This is a genomic window from Streptomyces radiopugnans (assembly GCF_900110735.1).
Lineage (GTDB): Bacteria > Actinomycetota > Actinomycetes > Streptomycetales > Streptomycetaceae > Streptomyces > Streptomyces radiopugnans.
Window position 1 is genome coordinate 120913 of record NZ_FOET01000005.1, and the last position, 18042, is coordinate 138954.

The 18042-nt window shown below is 73.9% G+C and carries 14 protein-coding genes, 1 tRNA gene and 1 pseudogene; 9 read left to right on the forward strand and 7 right to left on the reverse strand.

Features of this window, described 5'->3' with window-relative positions; translation table 11 throughout:
* The first annotated feature begins 4 nt into the window (after positions 1-4).
* Positions 5-1801, forward strand: coding sequence for a DoxX family protein (locus BMY40_RS12855; RefSeq protein ID WP_093658841.1), 1797 nt, complete (start codon positions 5-7; stop codon positions 1799-1801).
* Positions 1802-1880: 79 nt separating this feature from the next.
* On the opposite strand, the gene BMY40_RS12860 is transcribed toward BMY40_RS12855, so the two are convergent.
* The 3 genes from BMY40_RS12860 to BMY40_RS12870 form a co-directional block, all read right to left on the reverse strand.
* Positions 1881-2624: a nucleotidyltransferase family protein gene (locus tag BMY40_RS12860; RefSeq protein WP_093658843.1), complete on the reverse strand. Its 744-nt coding sequence runs from the start codon at positions 2622-2624 to the stop codon at positions 1881-1883.
* Positions 2625-2772: 148 nt separating this feature from the next.
* Entirely contained in the window at positions 2773-3183 is a 411-nt protein-coding gene (locus tag BMY40_RS12865; protein WP_093658845.1) for a hypothetical protein, read from the reverse strand.
* Between the two features lie 310 nt (positions 3184-3493).
* Positions 3494-4591, reverse strand: coding sequence for an ABC transporter ATP-binding protein (locus BMY40_RS12870; protein WP_093658847.1), 1098 nt, complete (start codon positions 4589-4591; stop codon positions 3494-3496).
* 225 nt (positions 4592-4816) lie between these two features.
* On the opposite strand from BMY40_RS12870, the gene BMY40_RS12875 reads away from it, so the two are divergent.
* Positions 4817-4892, forward strand: a tRNA-Thr gene (locus tag BMY40_RS12875).
* 78 nt (positions 4893-4970) lie between these two features.
* On the opposite strand, the pseudogene BMY40_RS12880 reads toward BMY40_RS12875, so the two are convergent.
* A pseudogene (locus tag BMY40_RS12880) lies at positions 4971-5189 on the reverse strand (tyrosine-type recombinase/integrase); the annotation flags it as partial.
* Between the two features lie 221 nt (positions 5190-5410).
* On the opposite strand from BMY40_RS12880, the gene BMY40_RS12885 reads away from it, so the two are divergent.
* The 3 genes from BMY40_RS12885 to BMY40_RS12895 all read left to right on the forward strand — a co-directional run bounded on the left by BMY40_RS12885 (position 5411) and on the right by BMY40_RS12895 (position 7534).
* Positions 5411-5671, forward strand: a complete 261-nt coding sequence (locus BMY40_RS12885) for a DUF6332 family protein (protein ID WP_093658849.1) — start codon at positions 5411-5413, stop codon at positions 5669-5671.
* Between the two features lie 91 nt (positions 5672-5762).
* Positions 5763-5990: a hypothetical protein gene (locus BMY40_RS12890; RefSeq protein WP_093658851.1), complete on the forward strand. Its 228-nt coding sequence runs from the start codon at positions 5763-5765 to the stop codon at positions 5988-5990.
* Between the two features lie 239 nt (positions 5991-6229).
* Positions 6230-7534: a phytase gene (locus BMY40_RS12895; protein ID WP_093658853.1), complete on the forward strand. Its 1305-nt coding sequence runs from the start codon at positions 6230-6232 to the stop codon at positions 7532-7534.
* A gap of 93 nt (positions 7535-7627) precedes the next feature.
* On the opposite strand, the gene BMY40_RS12900 is transcribed toward BMY40_RS12895, so the two are convergent.
* Positions 7628-8479: an ANTAR domain-containing protein gene (locus BMY40_RS12900; RefSeq protein WP_177213986.1), complete on the reverse strand. Its 852-nt coding sequence runs from the start codon at positions 8477-8479 to the stop codon at positions 7628-7630.
* Between the two features lie 281 nt (positions 8480-8760).
* Here BMY40_RS12900 and BMY40_RS12905 point away from each other — a divergent pair, with 281 nt between their 5' ends.
* Complete coding sequence (locus BMY40_RS12905; RefSeq protein ID WP_143071767.1) at positions 8761-9438, forward strand: AMIN-like domain-containing (lipo)protein; 678 nt, start codon at positions 8761-8763, stop codon at positions 9436-9438.
* A gap of 101 nt (positions 9439-9539) precedes the next feature.
* Here the strand turns inward: BMY40_RS12905 and BMY40_RS12910 are convergent, their stop codons facing one another.
* Positions 9540-12362 carry an MXAN_6230/SCO0854 family RING domain-containing protein gene (locus tag BMY40_RS12910; protein WP_107436763.1) on the reverse strand — a complete coding sequence of 941 codons (2823 nt, stop codon included), beginning with the start codon at positions 12360-12362 and terminating at the stop codon, positions 9540-9542.
* Between the two features lie 160 nt (positions 12363-12522).
* Positions 12523-13092: a hypothetical protein gene (locus tag BMY40_RS12915; protein ID WP_093659177.1), complete on the reverse strand. Its 570-nt coding sequence runs from the start codon at positions 13090-13092 to the stop codon at positions 12523-12525.
* Between the two features lie 118 nt (positions 13093-13210).
* Between BMY40_RS12915 and BMY40_RS12920 the strand changes: the two genes are divergently transcribed.
* The 3 genes from BMY40_RS12920 to BMY40_RS12930 all read left to right on the forward strand — a co-directional run bounded on the left by BMY40_RS12920 (position 13211) and on the right by BMY40_RS12930 (position 17981).
* Entirely contained in the window at positions 13211-14539 is a 1329-nt protein-coding gene (locus BMY40_RS12920; RefSeq protein ID WP_107436764.1) for a YncE family protein, read from the forward strand.
* A gap of 274 nt (positions 14540-14813) precedes the next feature.
* On the forward strand, positions 14814-17147 hold the full coding sequence (locus tag BMY40_RS12925) for a rhamnogalacturonan lyase family protein (RefSeq protein WP_093658859.1): 2334 nt from the start codon (positions 14814-14816) through the stop codon (positions 17145-17147).
* Between the two features lie 216 nt (positions 17148-17363).
* The gene (locus BMY40_RS12930; protein WP_093658861.1) at positions 17364-17981 is read left to right on the forward strand and encodes a TetR/AcrR family transcriptional regulator; all 618 of its coding nucleotides are present in this window, start codon (positions 17364-17366) and stop codon (positions 17979-17981) included.
* Positions 17982-18042: the final 61 nt, after the last annotated feature.

Here is an 18042-nt window from a genome sequence, read left to right on the forward strand (position 1 = left end):
TTAGATGAGTGTGGACACCAGAACACCCCGCGGTTTCTTCGACGACGAGCCGGTGCTGAGCACGGTCAAGGTGCCCAGCGACCCGGCCGAGGTCGTCGTCAACCACGCCAGCTTCCGGGTGCGGCTCGCCTCGCCGCCGCCCCGCGGCCGCGTGCTGACCGGGGCCGACGTGCCGCCGGCGGCGCACGGCGCCGTCCCGGTCCGCCGCCCGGCGGCCGGGCGGCGCGCGCCCGTGGTGTGGAGCGGCCGGACGGAGCCCGGCGACGTACGGGCCACCCGGCTGCTCCAGGCGGTACGCCGCGCGAGCGCGGGCGCGGACGGCGCCGGCGGGGACGAGGCGGGCAACGCCACCACACAGGTGCTGCCGCGCGTGGTGCCGCGCCCCGCGCCGGGCCCGGACGGCGGCCCGCGCACCACGGTGCTCCCCGCCCTCGACGACACCCCCGGCAGCGGCGGTCCCACGATCATCGCCCCCCGCGCACCCCGGCCGCCCGAGCGCCCGCTGCCGGCGGGTGTGCGCCCGGCCGGGGGCGCGTACGGCGCGTCGGACGCACCGGGCGCCCCGCTCCGCCCCTTCGAGCGGTACGAGCCCGGCGAGCCGTACGAGCCCGCCGCCGGTGACCGCGACGGCGGGTACGGCAACGGGTACGGCGACGCGTACGACGACGGGCCGGACGGCTACGACGACGGATACGACGGGCCGGACGGCTACGAGGAGGAGGACCCGCGCGAGGAGGCCCGCCGCCACGCCCGGCACGGCTTCTACCCCGACCGCCGCATCAACCTCGGCGTCGTACTGCTGCCCCTGCGGATCCTCCTCGGCTTCGTCTCCGTCTACGCCGGGATGGGCAAGCTCTGCGACCCGGTCTACTTCGATGGCGACGAGCGCGGCTCCCTGGTGGCCTGGCTGGGCTCGCTCCAGCCGTGGGCCGTCGCCGCCCCGCTGCGCGACTTCGCGGTCGACCACCCCGTCGGCGCCGGGCTCACCGTGGCCTTCCTCCAGATCGTCATCGGCGTGCTGACCTTCATGGGGCTGTGGCAGCGGGCCGCCGCGGGCCTCGGCGCGCTGCTGTCGGCGGCCCTGATCCTGACGGTGAGCTGGCGCACGGTCCCGGTGTACGACGCCCCGGACTTCATCTACCTGGCCGCCTGGAGCCCGCTGGTCATCGCGGGGGCGCCGTACTACTCGCTGGACGCGCGCCTGGCGGGCGAGGCCTGGCGGCGGCTGGGCCCGCGCGTGGAGGTGTGGGAGCTGCGCCGGCGCGTACTGCGGCGCGGCGCGGCCGTCGCCGCGGTGGTGCTCGGCCTGACGCTGCTGGTCGGCTCGGTGCTGGGCAGCGCGGTGCGCTCGGCGCAACTGGCCACCGTGCCCCGGCCGGGCGAGCCGCTGACCAACAACCAGCCGGGCTCGCCGCTGCCGCAGCGGTCCACCGGCGGTCCGAGCCCGTCCACCTCGGGCACGGGAGCGGGGGTGCCGGGGGCGGGCGACGGCTCGTCGCCGAGCCCGTCCACCTCCGGCACCGGGGACGCCAATCCGAGCGCGGGCAGCACCGGCACCGGGGAGCGGCCGGGCACACCGAGCCAGGGGCAGACGGTGGAGGCGCCGCGGCAGCCCGCCGCCCCGCCCGTGCCCGAGCCGGACGTTCCGACCGGCCCCGGCGGCCCGGGCGGCACCGGGGACACCGGCGCCGCGGGCGGTACGGGCGGCGGCGAGGACGACGGAGACGGGGGCGACGGAGGAGCGGGCTCCGGCGACGGTGGCGGCAGCGGCGGCGGCGCACTGGGCGGCCTCCTGGGCTGAACGGGACCCTCGCGCGGGCCACGGCGCGGCCCCGGTGACGCCCACCGGGGCACACCCGGAACGGACCGACAGGGCCGGACTAACGGGAACGGCCGTGGCCCGCGAGCTCCCTGGCGGCCTCGCTGAGGTCCTTGGCGGTGTCGATGGCCCGCCAGTACGCGCCCTGCGGGATCGGGAAGCCCGCCAGGGCGCGTTCGCGCGCCAGCCGGGGGAAGGTGGTCCGCTCGTGGTCGCCGCGGTCGGGCAGCAGCGCCGTGAAGGGCGCGGAGAAGACGTAGATGCCCGCGTTGATCAGGTACGGCGAGGGCGGGGCCTCGATGAAGTCCAGGACGTGACCGAACTCGTCGGTCTCCACGGCGCCCCAGGGGATGCGCGGGCGGGCCAGCGCGAGAGTCGCGGTCGCGTCGCGCTCGGCGTGGAACTCCGCCATCTCCCGCAGCGAGAAACGCGTCCAGATGTCCCCGTTGGTGGCGTACCACGGCTCGTCGGGGCGGGGGAGGGAGGCGGCGGCGTACTTCAGGCCGCCGCCTCGGCCGAGGGGCTCCTTCTCGACGACGGTCGTCACCCGCAGCGGCAGGCCGGCACCGTCCAGCCACTCCTGGAGCACCTCGGCGAGATGGCCGCAGGAGACCACGGCGTCGGTGACGCCCTCGGCGGCCAGCCAGGCGAGCTGGTGGCCGATGATCGGGGTGCCCGTGCCGGGGATCTCGACCATCGGCTTGGGGCGGTCGTCCGTGTACGGACGCAGCCGCGACCCCTGGCCGCCGGCCAGGACCACGGCCTGGGTGGGATACGTGTGCGCGAGCTGGTCGTCGAGTGTCATGCGGTGACGATAAGCGCACCCGTTCCCGGGTTCCTCCGGCGCCCGCTCCGCGCGGCCGCGCCCGAGCACGCGGGAGGCGTGAAAGAGGTGGGAGGCACGGTACGTACGGCGGAGCAGCCCCCTCGCACCCGGGGGCCGCGCCGGTCGGTCAGCGGGCGTCGGCGACGCCCGCGGCGAAGGAGGTGTCGCACACGGGCCGGGAGTAGGCGTGGGCGCGCGCGGGCCCGTACTTCTGGACCGCGGCCCGGCCCAGCGCGCGGGCGATGGAGGTGCAGTGCCGCGCCAGCGACGGCCGGCGGGCGATCTCCTTCTGCAGGCCCGTCAGGGCGGTGCCCGGGTCCTTCTGCTGGAGTTCGGCGACGAGCCGGTCGCGCACCACCTCGTGCGGGGCGCGGGGACTGTCGCGGGGGGCCGTCCGCTCCGCGGAGGCGGTCAGCACCTGCGTCCCCGACTGCGGCGCCCAGGGAACGGCGGTGACGGCGAGGGTCCCGGACAGGACCAGGACGACCGGGAGGACGAGGGCGAGAGTTCGGCCGATGCGGCGCGCTGCCTGATTCACTGTGGAGTCTTCCTCGCGAAGGACGGTATCGGGTGTCGGGAAGCCCGTTCCGGGGCGTTTGCGATGGTAGCGAGGAGTGGTGATTTGGCGACATTCGGTCACTCTCGCGAGTGACGGAAAACCCCGTAGTCCCAGGTGCGGCGGTGTCCTCGTGTTGACGCGGACCGCGGGCGGCGCGGCCCCGGGAACCGCCGGACGACCGGGGGCCCGTACGCCCGCGGTTCGCGGAGGTACGGGCCCCTTGCCGGCCGTTCGGAGGACGGCCGCTCAGCCGTCGACGGCTCGGCCGTGCTCGGCCGTGCTCGGCCGTTCAGTCGGTCAGGCGCTCACCGGTGGAGGTGGAGAACACGTGGGCCTCACCGGCGCGCGGCACCACGTGGATGACCGCGCCCTTCTCCGGCACCTCGCGGCCGCCGACGCGGACCACCAGGTCCTTCGCCTCGCCGCCGACCTGGGCGGTGCCGTAGACGTAACCGTCGGCGCCCAGTTCCTCGACGACGTTGACGGTGACGGCCAGACCGGCGTCGCTGCCCTCGCCCGCGATGTCCAGGTGCTCGGGACGGATACCGACCGTGACGGTCTTGTCGCCCTTGTTGGCGGCCTCGGCGACGGCGTCGCGCTCGACCGGCACGATGCTGTTGCCGAACTTCACGCCGCCGTCGGCGATCGGCACCTCGACCAGGTTCATCGCCGGGGAGCCGATGAAGCCCGCGACGAAGAGGTTGGCCGGCTTGTCGTACATGTGGCGCGGCGAGTCGATCTGCTGCAGCAGACCGTCCTTGAGCACCGCCACCCGGTCGCCCATGGTCATGGCCTCGGTCTGGTCGTGGGTGACGTAGACCGTGGTGATGCCCAGACGGCGCTGGAGGCCGGCGATCTGGGTGCGGGTCTGGACGCGGAGCTTGGCGTCGAGGTTCGACAGCGGCTCGTCCATGAGGAACACCTGCGGCTCGCGGACGATCGCGCGGCCCATCGCCACACGCTGCCGCTGACCGCCGGAGAGCGCCTTGGGCTTGCGGTCCAGGTACGGCTCCAGGTCCAGGATCTTCGCGGCGTCCTCGACCTTGGCGCGGATCTGGTCCTTCGGCACGCCCGCGATCTTCAGCGCGAAGCCCATGTTCTGGGCGACGGTCATGTGCGGGTAGAGCGCGTAGTTCTGGAACACCATGGCGATGTCCCGGTCCTTCGGCGGAAGGTGGGTGACATCGCGGTCACCGATGCGGATGGCGCCGCCGTTGACGTCCTCCAGGCCCGCGAGCATGCGCAGGGAGGTGGACTTGCCGCAGCCGGAGGGGCCGACGAGGACGAGGAACTCGCCGTCCTCGATCTCGATGTTCAGCTTGTCGACGGCGGGCTTGTCGCTGCCCGGGTAGATCCGGGTGGCGTTGTCGTACGTGACCGAGGCCATGGTCGGTTGTCTCCTTCACCGGCAGGAACGTGCCGGACGATCCGAGTAAAGGTCGTGTTCCACATGTGTGAACCTGTGTGAACGTGGGCTGACGGTAACCCGCCGGGGGTTGTCTTGTCAGTACCTCCACGGTCACGAAAGGCTCCGGGCCGGCGCCGGGAAGTAGGTACACTGCACACTGCGTACGCGCCGAGGCCCCGCCGGTCCCGCGGCGCCGCCGCACACGCCGCCTTAGCTCAGCTGGTAGAGCGCCGCTCTTGTAAAGCGAAGGTCGTCGGTTCGAACCCGACAGGCGGCTCCACGCCCGAACAGGGAAGAAGCCCCGAGCCGAGACCGGCTCGGGGCTTCTGACATCCACAGGTGACATCAGCGAGGGCGGTCACCCGCGATCGAGGCGGCGCCTGAGCAGCCGGTCCATGTGGCTGATCGCCTCCCGCTGCGTGTCCTGCGCCACGTGCGTGTAGACGTCCATGGTGATGCTGATCTGGCTGTGGCCCAGGATCTCCATCACCACGCGGGGAGCCACCCCGGCCGCGGCGAGCGGCGTCGCGCAGCCGTGCCGGGCGTCGTGCGGCCGGATGCGCCGCAGGCCGGCTCCTTCTCGCTCGGTGTCGCGGACGCCATGGGCGTCACGGCGGTCCTCACCCTCCTGGCGGCGGTGGTCGTCTTCTTCGTGTGGCCCCGCCGAGCCCGCCGCGCACCCGCGGGGACTCTCCGGGAGACATGACGGCCGGGCGCCGTACCGCGACCCCGGCTGGTAGGTTCCGGCGCGTCCGGATGCGGGAAGTCCCACATCACGGCCGGGGGAAGGACGGGACGATGGCACACGATCAGGCGGAGCGGGACGCGATCACGGTGGAGATCGGCTACGCCGTCGTCTCCGCGGCCCTCCTCGCGGGGGCGGTGTGGCTGGTCCTGGCGAGTCCGGTCCTCCTGTTCGGTGTGGAGGGCTCCGCCGCGAGGGCCGTCGCGGGCACCGCCACCGTCCTGGCAGCGGTCGTACTGCTGTGCCGGATCGTCGGCGTCCTGTGGGGTTTCGACACGCGGCGGCGGACGGGGCGGACGGACGGGGCCGGGTGAGGGCCTTCGCGTACCGGGTGGTCGCGGGCCCCGGCCCGGGACGTGACTTCCCGCCCGCCGAAGGGGCAGACGGGCACGGGGAGGTGATGCCGTGTCGTCTGAGAAGAGCTGGATGTTCCAGGCCCTCGGCTCCCTGTGCTGGGTCGTGGTGGGCGCGATCAACGTCGCGCTGGCGCTCCGCCCGGGCGGCGGTACGGGCCACTGGGCCATGGCGGCCATCGCCTGCATCGGGGCGCTGAGCCTGGGAGGCGCGGCCTGGTCGGGGCGGCGGAGGGCCCGCGGTTCAGTGGCGGAGGAGCGGGAGAAGGAGCCCTGCTGAGGCGGGGCGGGCGGGTGCGGGCGGGGTGCGCAGCCCGTGGTCCGGCCCGGCTCGGCGCGGCCGGCCCGAGGCTGTGATGGAGCCGAGGCGGGGCCGCGCCGAGGCGGGGCCGTTCGGACCGGCCCGGGGCTGAATGCACGGTGTGGGCATACGCGCGTCGGCGGAGTGAAACCGTCCGGTAACCCCGTCGGCCCAGGCTCCTTCGGAGGTTTCCGCGCCCCCGACCAGAGGAGACGTCCGTGACCGTGCGCCGATCAGGCCGACTGGCGACCCTGCTGCTGTGCACCGCCCTCGCCGTCTCCGCCGCGCCCGCCCACGCGGGCCCTTCCGGCTCGTCCGCCCTGCCCTCCGTCACTCCCCGGGCCGAGACGGAGGCGCTGTACGACGACGAGGAGGGCGGCAACGCCGACGCCGACGACCCCGCCATCTGGCGCAACCCCGCCGACCCCGGCCGGAGCCTGGTCGTGGCCACGGCCAAGGAGGGCGGCCTGCGGGTCTACGACCTCGACGCCCGCCGGATCCAGTCGGTCCCCGCGCCGCCGCCCGCCGCGCCCGGTGACGCACCCGGCCGCTTCAACAACGTCGACCTCCTGCACGGCCTGCGCCTGCCGGACGGGCGCGCCGACCTCGCCGTCGTCAGCGACCGGGGCCACGACCGGCTGCGCTTCCACCGCATCGACCGCGACCGGCCCGGCGGCCCGCTCACCGACGTCACCGACCCCGCGGCCGCCCCGGTCTTCTCGGCGGACCAGGAGGAGATCAACGAGGAGGAGACCGCCTACGGCCTGGCCACCTGGACCGACCGTTCGACGGGCCGCTCGTACGCCCTGGTCAGCCGCAACAACCGCACCACCGTCGCCCTGCTGGAGATCGTCCCCCGCGCCGGCGGCACCGTCGGCTACCGCCGGGTCCGCACCCTGGACCTGCCCGCCTCCTTCCGCCTGCCGAACGGCGCCGTCTGGTCCCCGTGCGGTGAACCGGGTGAACTGCCGCAGGTCGAGGGCATGGTCGTCGACCCGGCGAACGGCATGCTCTACGCCGGGCAGGAGGACGTGGGGATCTGGCGGATGCGCGCCGACCTCACCGGCACGCCCGAACTGATCGACAGGGTCCGCGAGTACGGCGTTCCGGCCGCGTACGACGAGGCGAGCGACGAGTGCCTGCCGGCCGGCGCCGACCCGGGCTACGGGGGCGAGCACCTGGCCGCCGACGTCGAGGGCCTGACGCTGCTGACCGAACGCGACGGCGACGGATACGTGATCGCCTCCAGCCAGGGCGACGACACCTTCGCGCTCTACGACCGCGAGCTCGGCGACGGCAACGAGTACGAGGGCGGCTTCCGCGTCACGGCCGCCTCGCGCACCCTCGACGGTTCCGAGGAGTGCGACGGCGCCGCCGTGCTGAACGCGCCGCTGGGGGCGCGGTATCCGGACGGCCTGCTCGTTGTCCAGGACGGGCGCGAGACTCCGGCCGAGGACGGCCGCGAGGCGACCGGATTCAAGTTCGTCGACCTCGCCGACGTCATGGACGCGGTGGACGACTGAGCCGCCCGGCCGTCGAGCCGGCCGGGTCCGGTCGGAACCGGCCGCGTCGCGGTCGCCGTGGCCGCCCCGAGCTCCCCGGGGCGGCCACGGTCGTCACCGGCCGTCGCAGTCGTCGGGGCCGCCGGGGCCGTCGGGTCCACCACGGCCGCCACGGCCGCCGGCGATCCGTCGCGGGGTGTCCGGCAGGAGGGGCCCCGGTGCGTCGGTCTCGGCCAGGCTCACCAGGCCCGCGGCTATGTCGCGGAGTTTGGTGTTGGTGCGCTGGGAGATGGTCACCAGGATCTGGAAGGCGTCCTCGGGGCCGCAGCGCCGCTCGGCCTGCACGATGCCGATGGCCTGGTCGATCGTCGCGCGGCTGCGCATGGCCCGTCTGAGCTGGGCCGCCTCCTGCTCCAGTTCCCGGTAGCGCCTGAGGTCGTACGCGGCCTGCGCCAGATGGCGCTCGTAACCGCGCTGGGCGACGGCGTTGTGGGTGCGGGCCGTCGGGGTGTCGGTGTGCCGGTAGGCGTGTTCGATGCGGGCCAGCTCCTCGTGGAAGCCGGTGACGTCCTCGACGTGGTGCAGAAGTCCGGCGACCTCCCCGCCGGGGCTGAGAACGGGGCTGCTGACCGGGCTCCAGTACTTCTCGCGGAAGCCGGTGGGGCTGCCGGAGTAGGGCACGTCGTACTTCAGGACGGGCAGGGACTGGGCCGCCCCGGTCGTCAGGACACGCCGGAACAGGGCGTCCAGGTCGTGTATGCCGCCCCCGTCCGGGTCGTTGGGGTTGGCGGGATAGGCGTCGAAGACGTGCCGTCCGACCACCTCGTCCCGCTCGCGGAACGTAGCCTCCTCACAGGCGCGGTTGACCTCCACGATCACCAGATCGGTGCTGAGCACCAGCAGGGGCGAGGTCGTGGCGCGGAATATGGCCTCGAAGTCGGCGGGGGACGGGGGAGACGGAGCCATATCTCTACTCATGCTCCAAGTCCGGCGTTCAATGCACACGGCCTCCGCGCGCGGTGCCGCCGCCGCGGCCCGCCGGGTCAGGGGGCTTCACGGCGGACCGCCGGACGGTCCATGGTGCCGGTGCGAGGAAGGCCGGAACGGTGCGGTCCGGAGGGAATGAGGCGGGAACGACACCTTTGGCTGGATCGTGCGGGTTGGGTGGTTGGCATCCGGCCCACTCGGCAACAGACCAGTATCGAGCGGGCTCCCGGAGCCCGGCAGCCTACGTTCAGGAGCGCGCAGTGACACGTCGTACGACCATGACCGCGATCGCCCTCGCGTCGGCCCTCCTCGTGGCGGCCTGCGGCGGGGCGGAGGGGGAGGAGGGAGCGGGAGGCGGCACGAGTACGGCCGCGACGTCCGACCGGTCCGAGGACGCCGGGCGGAGCACCACGCCCTCCGAGTCCGCCGGCACGTCCCCCTCCACCTCCTCGCCGCCGTCCTCGTCCCCGTCCGGGGGCGGGCCGGAGGGCGTGCTGCTGCGCGACACCTCCCGCAAGACGGGGGCCGCCCGGGACGCGGGCGTGAACGACTTCCCGGAACTGCGCGGGGTGCGGGTGGGAATCCACGAAACCTACGACCGGGTCGTCTTCGACTTCGACGAGGGCACCCCGCGGTTCGTCGCCGAGTACGTGGACACCCTCCACCAGGACGGCTCCGGTGAGGTCATCCCCCTCAGGGGCGACCAGGACCTGAAGATCTCCTTCCTCCGGGCCGTGCCCGACCCCGACTTCGACGACGGCGGCAAGAACACCCCCGTCATCCGCGAACTGCGGCTGGTGAGCTACTTCGAGGGCGAGACGCTCTTCGGCGTCGGCGTCGATCCCGAGGGCGGGGGCCGGGCGGGCTTCCGGGTGACCACGGGCAAGAACAAGATCATCCTCGATGTGGCGCACAGGGCGGCGGGCTCGGCGGGCTGAGGCGGCAGGGGCAGCCTCGGGGCAGCCGGAGGGACCGGAGCAACCGGGGCAGCCGGAGGAACCGGAGGAGCCGTGAAGCCCTCTGATGCCCTGGCCGGTGATCACTCCTCGGCCGGGGCGAAGCGGGCGAGGAGGTCGGAGGCGGCCAGGAGGCGGGCGTCCGGGCCGAGACCGGCGTCCAGGGGCCCGGGAAAGAGGCGGTAGAGCAGGCAGTTCTCCCACCGGGCGGGCACATCGCCGTCGACCAGGGCCGCGAAGCGGACGTCCGCGCCTGTGGAGTCCGCGAGGAGCCGGGCGTTCCGCGCCGGGGTGCCGGTGTGCCGTTCGTCCGGGTACCCCTCCGCGATCCGAGTGGCGAAACCCTCCGCGCTCTCCCACTCCCCGATCCGGTAGTGGTCCAGGGAGAGCCCGTCGGCCGAGCGGACCCACACCCGCGGGGAGGCGGCCGCGGCCAGGCGGACGGCGAGGTCCCAGACGGTCGCGCGGGTGCCGGACGCGAAGTGGGCGGTCAGGTCGGAGGCGAGCCGGCCCAGGCGATCGCGGTGGCGGTACACGTTGTGCAGGCCGCCGGCCGCCGACAGGTTGGCGTCCGTCCACAGGCTGCCGCGCTCCTGGAGGTCCAGGACCATGGGGACGCACACCCGGGCGTTCCCGGCCAGGTCGAAGCGCTGCCGGACCTGGCGGGGGTCGTATGCGCGGCCGGGGCTCCCGCCGTGCTCCCGGCCGCGCTCGGCCAGGGGCATGAAGCCCGCGAACGCGTCGGCCAGGTCCTCGAACGGCACGTCGTTGTAACTGAAGACCACGACCACCGCGTACCGGGCGCCGGCCCGGGCCAGCGCGGGCGTGTCCAGGTCGACGAACTCCGTCGCGCCGTGCGGCGGCGGCGCGGAGGTGAAGTCGCCGGAGTGGACGGCGGCGCGGGCGCCGAAGACCAGACGGGTGTAGTCGCACAGGCCGACGAAGCGCCACTGCGCGTCGTACAGCGCCACCGACAGATCCAGGTCGACACGCTGCCCCCGCATCTCCGTCCAGTGCAGGAACAGCCGCAGCCGTCCGGTGGCGGGCAGCGGGCGGCGGCTGCCGCGTGGCAGGGCCACCAGGCTTCTGGACGCCGCCCGCTCGGCGAACGGCACCGCCAGATCGGTCAGCGCGGCGTCCAGAACGGACACGCCGGCCGGTTCGCCCGTCGACTCGCGTGCCCGGAGCATCAGTTCGGCCTCCAGGGGCACGCACACCGCCGCCGCCGCGGCGCGCGGCACCGGCGGGGCGTGGTCGTCGACACCGTGGGCCAGGGCGATGGCGCCGCGCGGGAAGAACACCCGCCGCTCGCCCGCCTCGTGCGGGACGCGCAGCCGTCCCCAGGCGCCCAGCAGCGGCCCGGGGCCGACGCGGCGCAGGGCCGCGGGAAGGCCGTCGAGCAACCCCGGCGGGAGGCCGGGGGCGTTCTCGTCACCCGCGTTCCACATGCTGTGGACGCGCAGCAACCGGTGCAGACGGCGCACCAGTTCGCCGGGGCGGCGCAGCAGCAGCTCGGTGGCTCCCCCGGTGTCCCCGCGGGCCAGCAGCTCCTCGGCCTCGGAGGCGAATGTCCGCACCGCCAGACGGACCGCCCCGCCGGGACGGCCCGCGACCAGCCGCGTCCGGTCGCCGGGGAGGGCGGTGGCGGCCTCCAGCAGCCATTCGGCCCGCGCCGCCGTCAGGTCGGTGTCGCGTACGGCGGCGAACGCCACGGCGGCGCGCGGGAAGCGGTTCCGGTACTCGAACGGGTGCAGCACCTCACCCGCGCGCTTCCACGCCTCGGGCCGGCGCAGCATGTCCTCGGCCACCGGCCCGGGCGGCAGGGCGTCGAGCACGCCGAGGAGTTCGCGGCGCAGCGGGCGCGGCAGCGAGCGCAGGCGCGGCGGTTCCAGCAGGTCCGGCTCGCCGCCGGAGTACGCCCACATCAGGCGCAGCACGTCGGTGGCGGTGTCGAGGCGGTCGCGCAGCACCTCCCGCGCGGACGCGGCGGTCTCGGGGGCGCGCAGCAGGGCGGCCAGGACGGCGGCCCTGGTCTCGCGCACCGGGACGTCCTCCGGCAGCCAGTCCAGGCCGGGGCCGGCGTGCGGCAGCAGGGCGGCCAGATCCTCGCGGTCCTGCGGGGACAGCGGGGTACGCCGGGCCAGCAGGTCGGCCAGCACCGCGCGTGCGGCCACCCGCACGCCCGTCTTCTCGCCCAGCCGCAGGGGGCGCAGCGAAGCGTCCGCCGACGTGCTCGCCGGTGCGTCCTCCCGTCCGGCCGACCGCTTCCGCGCCCCGGCCGGGGCGCCGGAATCCGGTCGCGACGCGGCGGGGTCCAGATAGGGGTTCGCCCGGTCGGTCACGGTGGTCAGGCACAGCGGGCAGCAGGGGGCGAAGAAGTCGGCGCCCCCCTCGCAGCCGCACAGCCGGGTGGTGTCGCGCAGGCACTCGGAGCACACCAGGTGGGCGCACGGCGCGAGCGCGCCGATGTCGCCGGTGCGTCCGCACACCACGCACGGCTGGTGCGGCTGGGCGAGCAGGAAGGACAGGACGCGCTCGCTGTACAGGCTGTGCGCGTGGTCCGGTACGGAATCGGGGAAGTGGCGGAAGAGCGGCTCGTGGCTGCGGTCGGCGCCGAGGAGCGCGTCGATCCGGCCGAGCAGGCGGATGCCGTGCTCCGCCAGACCGGCCGGCGGCAGGGCGGCGAGCGCGGAGCGCAGCGGGGCGGTCAGGACGTATCCGCGTCCGGCCAGGTCGGCCTCCAGGGCGGTCAGCCCGTCGGCGTTCACCCCGGGCCCGGCCTGTCCGCCGTCCGCCGGGGCGCCGACGTACACCGTGGAGAGCCGCCGCAGCAGCAGCCCCTCGAGATCCTCCGCGGCCGTGTTCGTCGTGACGCGGGTACGGTCGCCGGTACGTGTGGCAGCCATGCTGCAACCCCCCGTTGGGAAGCCTGGAGAGCCGTGTCCGGGCGGGAAGCCGGAACGTTCGGCGGAAGCGGCACGGGGGCGGGGAGAGGGCGCGCTCGGGATTCTTTTGAGAGAAGAGGTGGAGAAGGAAGCGCGCCGCGGAGCCGCCCCCGCGCGACGCTCACCCTAGGCCGCGGACGCGGCGGCCGGCGAGCCGTTTTCCCGCTGTGGCGGCACGTCGGGAGTCCGGTGACGCGGCACGGACGCGGCCGACGGCTCTCAGGACCTCGTCGCGGTTCCTTCCGCGCTTGGTCCACACGGGCAGGGAGGCCACCAGCGTCTTCTCCGTGCCGATGTCGTACCAGTGGGCCCTCTCGCGCAGCGACGCCCGCACGTACCGCTCGATCAGATCGAGGTGTTCGGGGTTGTGGGCCCACAGCAGGCCGTGGCGGGTCCGGGTCTGCAACCGCAACGGCACGCCGAAGTACGGGTCCCGGGCGGTCCCGCCCGGACTCCGGTGGAAGACCGGGCCCCCACCCTTCCACGTCCGGGACAGTGCGCAGGCGCGGCGGACCAGCCGCCGGGGCGCGAGAGCCGGATAGAGGGGGTGGCCCGGCTCGTGCGGGATCCTGACGACGCGCGCTTGCGCGCCGCAGGCCGGGCAGGTGACGAGGATCGGGTCGAGGAAGTCGTACCTGGTGTGGCGCCGGTCCCGGAACCGGTGGGAGCGGGGCGGTGGCGACTGGTTCACGCGGACGAGTATGGGCGGCGCGGCGGAATCCGGCTTGTCGTGCATCTGGCCGACGATCCTCCGGGCCGCTACGTTACCCCCGGTAACTAAACCCGTCCGTCCGAACCGGGAGCGCGCCATGACGCCCACACCGTCACCCCACAGCCCCTCCCCGCGACACTGCCCCTCCCGCCCGTCCCGCCCGTCCCGCCGAGCCCGCGGGATCGGCGGATGCGCCGCGGCCCTCGTCCTGGCCGCCGCGGCCGCCGTACCCGCCTCCGCCACGCCCGGCGACGCGGGGGCCGCGGGGGCGGGCGGCGGCCTGAACGAGGTGCTGTTCGTCGGCAACAACTGGGACGGGACCGCCGACGTCATCGAGTCCACCGGCGACTACGCGAAGGTCGGCCGGATCGACGTCATCCCCGACAGGAAGGAGCGGATGAGGGAGATCTACCTCAACCCGATCAGGCTCGCCTTCTTCCTCGGCATCCGCCAGACCGTCGGTGAGGGCCACGACCAGTACGTCGACGACATGTACTCCACCCCGGACGGCTCGGCCGTCGTCGTCTCCCGGCCCAGCTTCGCCGACGTGGTGTCGATCGACGTGGCCACGGGGAAGGTCAACTGGCGCTTCCCGGTGTCGGGTTTCCGCTCCGACCACATGGCGGTCTCGCCCGACGGCCGCCGCGTCGCGGTGTCGGCCTCCACGTCCAACACCGTCCACGTCCTGGACATCGTGACGGGGAAGGAGGTGGGATCGTTCGGGACGGGCGACAAGCCGCACGAGAACGTCTTCACCGACGGCGGCCGGCACATCTGGAACATGTCCATCGGAGAGGTCAACAACGACCTCGACGCCCCCTGGCTGGACTGGACGAAGGGCGACCGGCGGATCACGGTCGTCGACGCGGCCACCTTCGAGCAGGTGAAGGTCGTCGACATGCGCGAGCGGCTGGACGCCTTCGGCCGCAAGGACCTCTCCGACTCGGTGCGGCCCGTGGCCTTCACCCCCGACGAGTCGAAGCTCTACTTCCAGGTGTCGTTCTTCAACGGCTTCCTGGAGTACGACGTGGCCGCCGACGAGATCACCCGGGTCAAGGAGCTGCCCAAGAACCCGGCCACCGACGAGGACCGCACCACCTGGGTCAACGACTCGCGCCACCACGGCATGTCGATGAACCCGCAGGGCACGAAGCTGTGTGTCGCCGGGACGATGGACGACTACGCCACCGTCGTGGACCGCGGGACGCTGGAGGAGGGGCCGCTGGTGACGGTCTCCAAGCCGTACTGGGCGACGGTGAGCGGCGACGGCAGGCACTGCGTGGTCTCCGAGAGCGGGGCCGACCAGGTCACCGCGATCGACTTCGCGACCGGCCGGAAGGTGGCCTCCGTGCCCGTCGGCGACCATCCGCAGCGGGTGCGCGTGGGGCACGTTCCGGCCGGGTGGAGCGGCCCCTCCGCGGGCTGACCCGCGGATCCCGTCCCTCCGGCCCGCGTCCGCCGCCCCGCCCCGTTCGCCTCGCCCGGTCCGCCCGGTCCGCCCGGGCGGGGCGAACGGGGCGACGGGGTGTTCCGTGCACGACTCTTGCCGTCCCGTCACGGCCGCCTCTATCGTCTCGGGAGCGCTCCCACACCTTCCGTCGGCGCCCTGGCGCGTACGTCTCCGCCCGGCGCGTCGATGAATCGATTCACCAAGGCTCTTCCCCCACCCGTGGGCGCGCCACCCCCTACTAGGAGCCGCCATGCCTGCCCACAGCACGTCCGCCAGACCCCGCTCCCGCCTGAGAGGGCTGTACGCCGCCGCGTCGGCCGCGCTGCTGGCCGCCGTCTCGCTCGTCGCCCTGCCCGCGCAGGATGCCGACGCCGCCGAGATCGACACCTCCGCCTACTACCAGCTCGTCTCCCGCCACAGCGGCAAGGCGATCGACGTCTTCGAACGCTCCACCGACAACGGCGCCTCCGTGGTGCAGTGGACGCCGGGGACGGGCGCCAACCAGCAGTTCCGCTTCGTCCCCTCCGGTGACGGCTGGTACCGGATCGCGGCCCGCCACAGCGGCAAGGTGCTGGACGTGGAGGCCCGCTCCACCGCCGACGGCGCGAACGTCGTCCAGTGGACCGACAACGACTCCGCCAACCAGCAGTTCCGCGTCGCCGACTCCGACGGCGGCCACGTCCGGCTGATCAACCGCCACAGCGGCAAGGCGCTGGACGTGTGGGAGTGGTCCACCGCCGACGGCGCGCGGATCTCCCAGTACACCGACACCGGCGGCCACAACCAGCAGTGGCGCCTGGTGGAGGTGGGCGGCGGGGACGGGGGGAGCGGTGAGCCCCCGGCCGGGAACGCCAAGCAGATGGAGGACCTGAACCGGGGCCTGGTATCGGTCCGTTCGGGCACGGGCAACCTGGTCTCGTGGCGCCTGCTGGGCACCGAGAGCCGCGACACGGCCTTCAACCTCTACCGGGGCGGGACGAAGGTCAACTCCTCGCCCATCACCGGCTCCACCAACCACCTGGACGCCGGCGCCCCGGCCGACGCCTCCTACACCGTGCGCGCGGTGGTCAACGGCGCCGAACAGGCCGCATCCGCGCCCTCGTTGCGCTTCACCGGCGGCGACCACCTGGACGTACCGCTCTCCCGTCCCAGCTCCACCCACACCCCCGTCGAGGCCTCCCCCGGCGACCTGGACGGCGACGGGCAGTACGAACTGGTCGTCAAGTGGGACCCGGACAACGCCAAGGACAACTCCCAGTCCGGCACCACCGGCAACGTCTACATCGACGCCTACCGCCTCAGCGGCCAGCGGCTGTGGCGCATCGACCTGGGCCGCAACATCCGCGCCGGGGCGCACTACACCCAGTTCCAGGTCTACGACTACGACGGCGACGGCCGGGCCGAGGTCGCCATGAAGACCGCCGACGCCACCCGTGACGGACGCGGCACCGTCATCGGGAACGCGAGCGCCGACCACCGCAACTCCAGCGGCTACGTCCTGACCGGCCCCGAGTACCTGACGATGTTCGACGGCCTGACCGGCGCCGCGCTGGACACCGTGAACTACGAGCCCGGCCGCGGCAACGTCTCCTCCTGGGGCGACTCCTACGGCAACCGCGTCGACCGCTTCCTGGCCGGCACCGCCTACCTCGACGGCACCCGGCCCTCCCTGATCATGGCCCGCGGCTACTACACCCGCGCCACCATCGCCGCCTGGGACTTCCGAGACGGCAAGCTCACCCGGCGCTGGCTGTTCGACTCCAACGCCTCCGGCAACGGCGCGGCCTACGGCCAGGGCAACCACCAGCTCTCCGTCGCCGACGTGGACTCCGACGGCCGCCAGGAGATCGTCTACGGATCGGCCACGGTCGACGACAACGGCACCCTGATGTACGCCACCGGCTTCGGCCACGGCGACGCCCTGCACGTGGGCGACTTCGCGCCCTCCCGTCCGGGCCTGGAGGTCTTCACCATCCACGAGCCCGGCAACCAGCCCGGCTCCGACCTGCACGACGCCCGCACCGGCCAGGTCATCCACCGCACGCCCACCAGCGGCAGCGAGGGTCCGGGACGCGGCGCGGCCGGCGACATATACGCGGGCAACGCCGGAGCCGAGTTCTGGGGCTCGGGCCCGAACATGGACCGGCTGCGCAACGCCTCCGGCGGCGAGGTGGGCCGCAACCCGTCCTCGGCCAACTTCCTCGCCTGGTGGGACGGCGACCCGGTGCGCGAACTGCTCGACGGCACCCGGATCGACAAGTACGGCACCGGCGGCGAGACCCGTCTGCTGACCGGCAGCGGGGTGGCCTCCAGCAACGGCACGAAGTCCACGCCCGTCCTCTCCGGCGACCTGTTCGGCGACTGGCGCGAGGAGGTGATCTGGCGGCACGGCGACAACTCCGCGCTGCGCATCTACGCCACCACCGCCACGACCGGCCTGAAGCTGCACACGCTGGTCCACGACGCGCAGTACCGGGTGGCGCTGGCCTGGCAGAACACCGCCTACAACCAGCCGCCGCACCCGAGCTTCTTCCTGGGCCAGGGCATGAGCACCCCGCCCCAGCCCAACGTCTACCTGCGCTGACCCCCCCATGGGACCGGGCCCGCCCGGGCCGCGTCACGCGGCCCGGGCGGGCCCCGGGGTTTCCGCGGCCCCCTGGCCGCCGCTGCTCTCGGGTGCCTTGCCGCTTGCCAAACCTACCTATCGATAGGTGGGTTTAGTGCCGTGGCCGGACCCACGGCGCCGGTCATCCGGCCGGCCGGGCCCGGCCGGTCCACTCGCAGAGGAGTTCGAACCGCCATGCCACGCCAGCCCGACACCCGCGACCGCGCCCGCCAAGAATTCGCCCGCCTGCTCACCGAACGCGGCTACCTCGGCGTCTCCCTCGACGAGATCGCCAAGGTGGTGGACGTGAAGAAGGCCAGCCTCTACCACCACTTCCCCGGCGGTAAGCCCGCACTGTTCATGGAGGTCGCACACCGCTACGTCGAGGAGACCGCGGCCGTCCTGCACGGGGCGCTGCGCACGGAGGGCGGACTGCGGGAGAAGCTCCTCGCGGTCGCCGGCACGTACGCCCGCGGAACGTACGACTCCGCCCTCGGCGACCAGATCTACTACGCCACCCGCCACCTCGACGAGGAGCGGCGCACCGAGATCTCCCGCGCCTACGTCCGCGCCCTGATCGAGCCCGTCACCGAGCTGATGGCCGGCGCGGTCGGTTCGGGGGAGCTGCGTGAGGCCGAGCCCGGCTTCCTGGCCATGGCCTTCATGGAACTGGCCGGGACGCTCCAGCCCATGCCCGGGGAACTGGCGACGCCCCCGCAGGAACGCCCCGCGCCGTCTCCGGCCGACCGGCGCGTGCGGGAGGTCGTCGACCTCTTCCTGCACGGCGCCGCCCCTGACAGTCCGGCGGCCTGACGGCCTGACGGCCTGACGGCCTGACGGCCGGACCCGGCCCCGCCGCGGCCCCGGGGCGGGG

Excerpts from the sequence above, each read along its gene's own strand:
- BMY40_RS12870 (WP_093658847.1), bottom strand. The coding sequence starts at position 4,591 with ATGGCCTCGGTCACGTACGACAACGCCACCCGGATCTACCCGGGCAGC.
- BMY40_RS12910 (WP_107436763.1), bottom strand. The coding sequence starts at position 12,362 with ATGGCTGCCACACGTACCGGCGACCGTACCCGCGTCACGACGAACACG.
- BMY40_RS12860 (WP_093658843.1), bottom strand. The coding sequence starts at position 2,624 with ATGACACTCGACGACCAGCTCGCGCACACGTATCCCACCCAGGCCGTG.
- BMY40_RS12930 (WP_093658861.1), top strand. The coding sequence starts at position 17,364 with ATGCCACGCCAGCCCGACACCCGCGACCGCGCCCGCCAAGAATTCGCC.
- BMY40_RS12900 (WP_177213986.1), bottom strand. The coding sequence starts at position 8,479 with ATGGCTCCGTCTCCCCCGTCCCCCGCCGACTTCGAGGCCATATTCCGC.
- BMY40_RS12855 (WP_093658841.1), top strand. The coding sequence starts at position 5 with ATGAGTGTGGACACCAGAACACCCCGCGGTTTCTTCGACGACGAGCCG.
- BMY40_RS12925 (WP_093658859.1), top strand. The coding sequence starts at position 14,814 with ATGCCTGCCCACAGCACGTCCGCCAGACCCCGCTCCCGCCTGAGAGGG.
- BMY40_RS12885 (WP_093658849.1), top strand. The coding sequence starts at position 5,411 with ATGGCACACGATCAGGCGGAGCGGGACGCGATCACGGTGGAGATCGGC.
- BMY40_RS12920 (WP_107436764.1), top strand. The coding sequence starts at position 13,211 with ATGACGCCCACACCGTCACCCCACAGCCCCTCCCCGCGACACTGCCCC.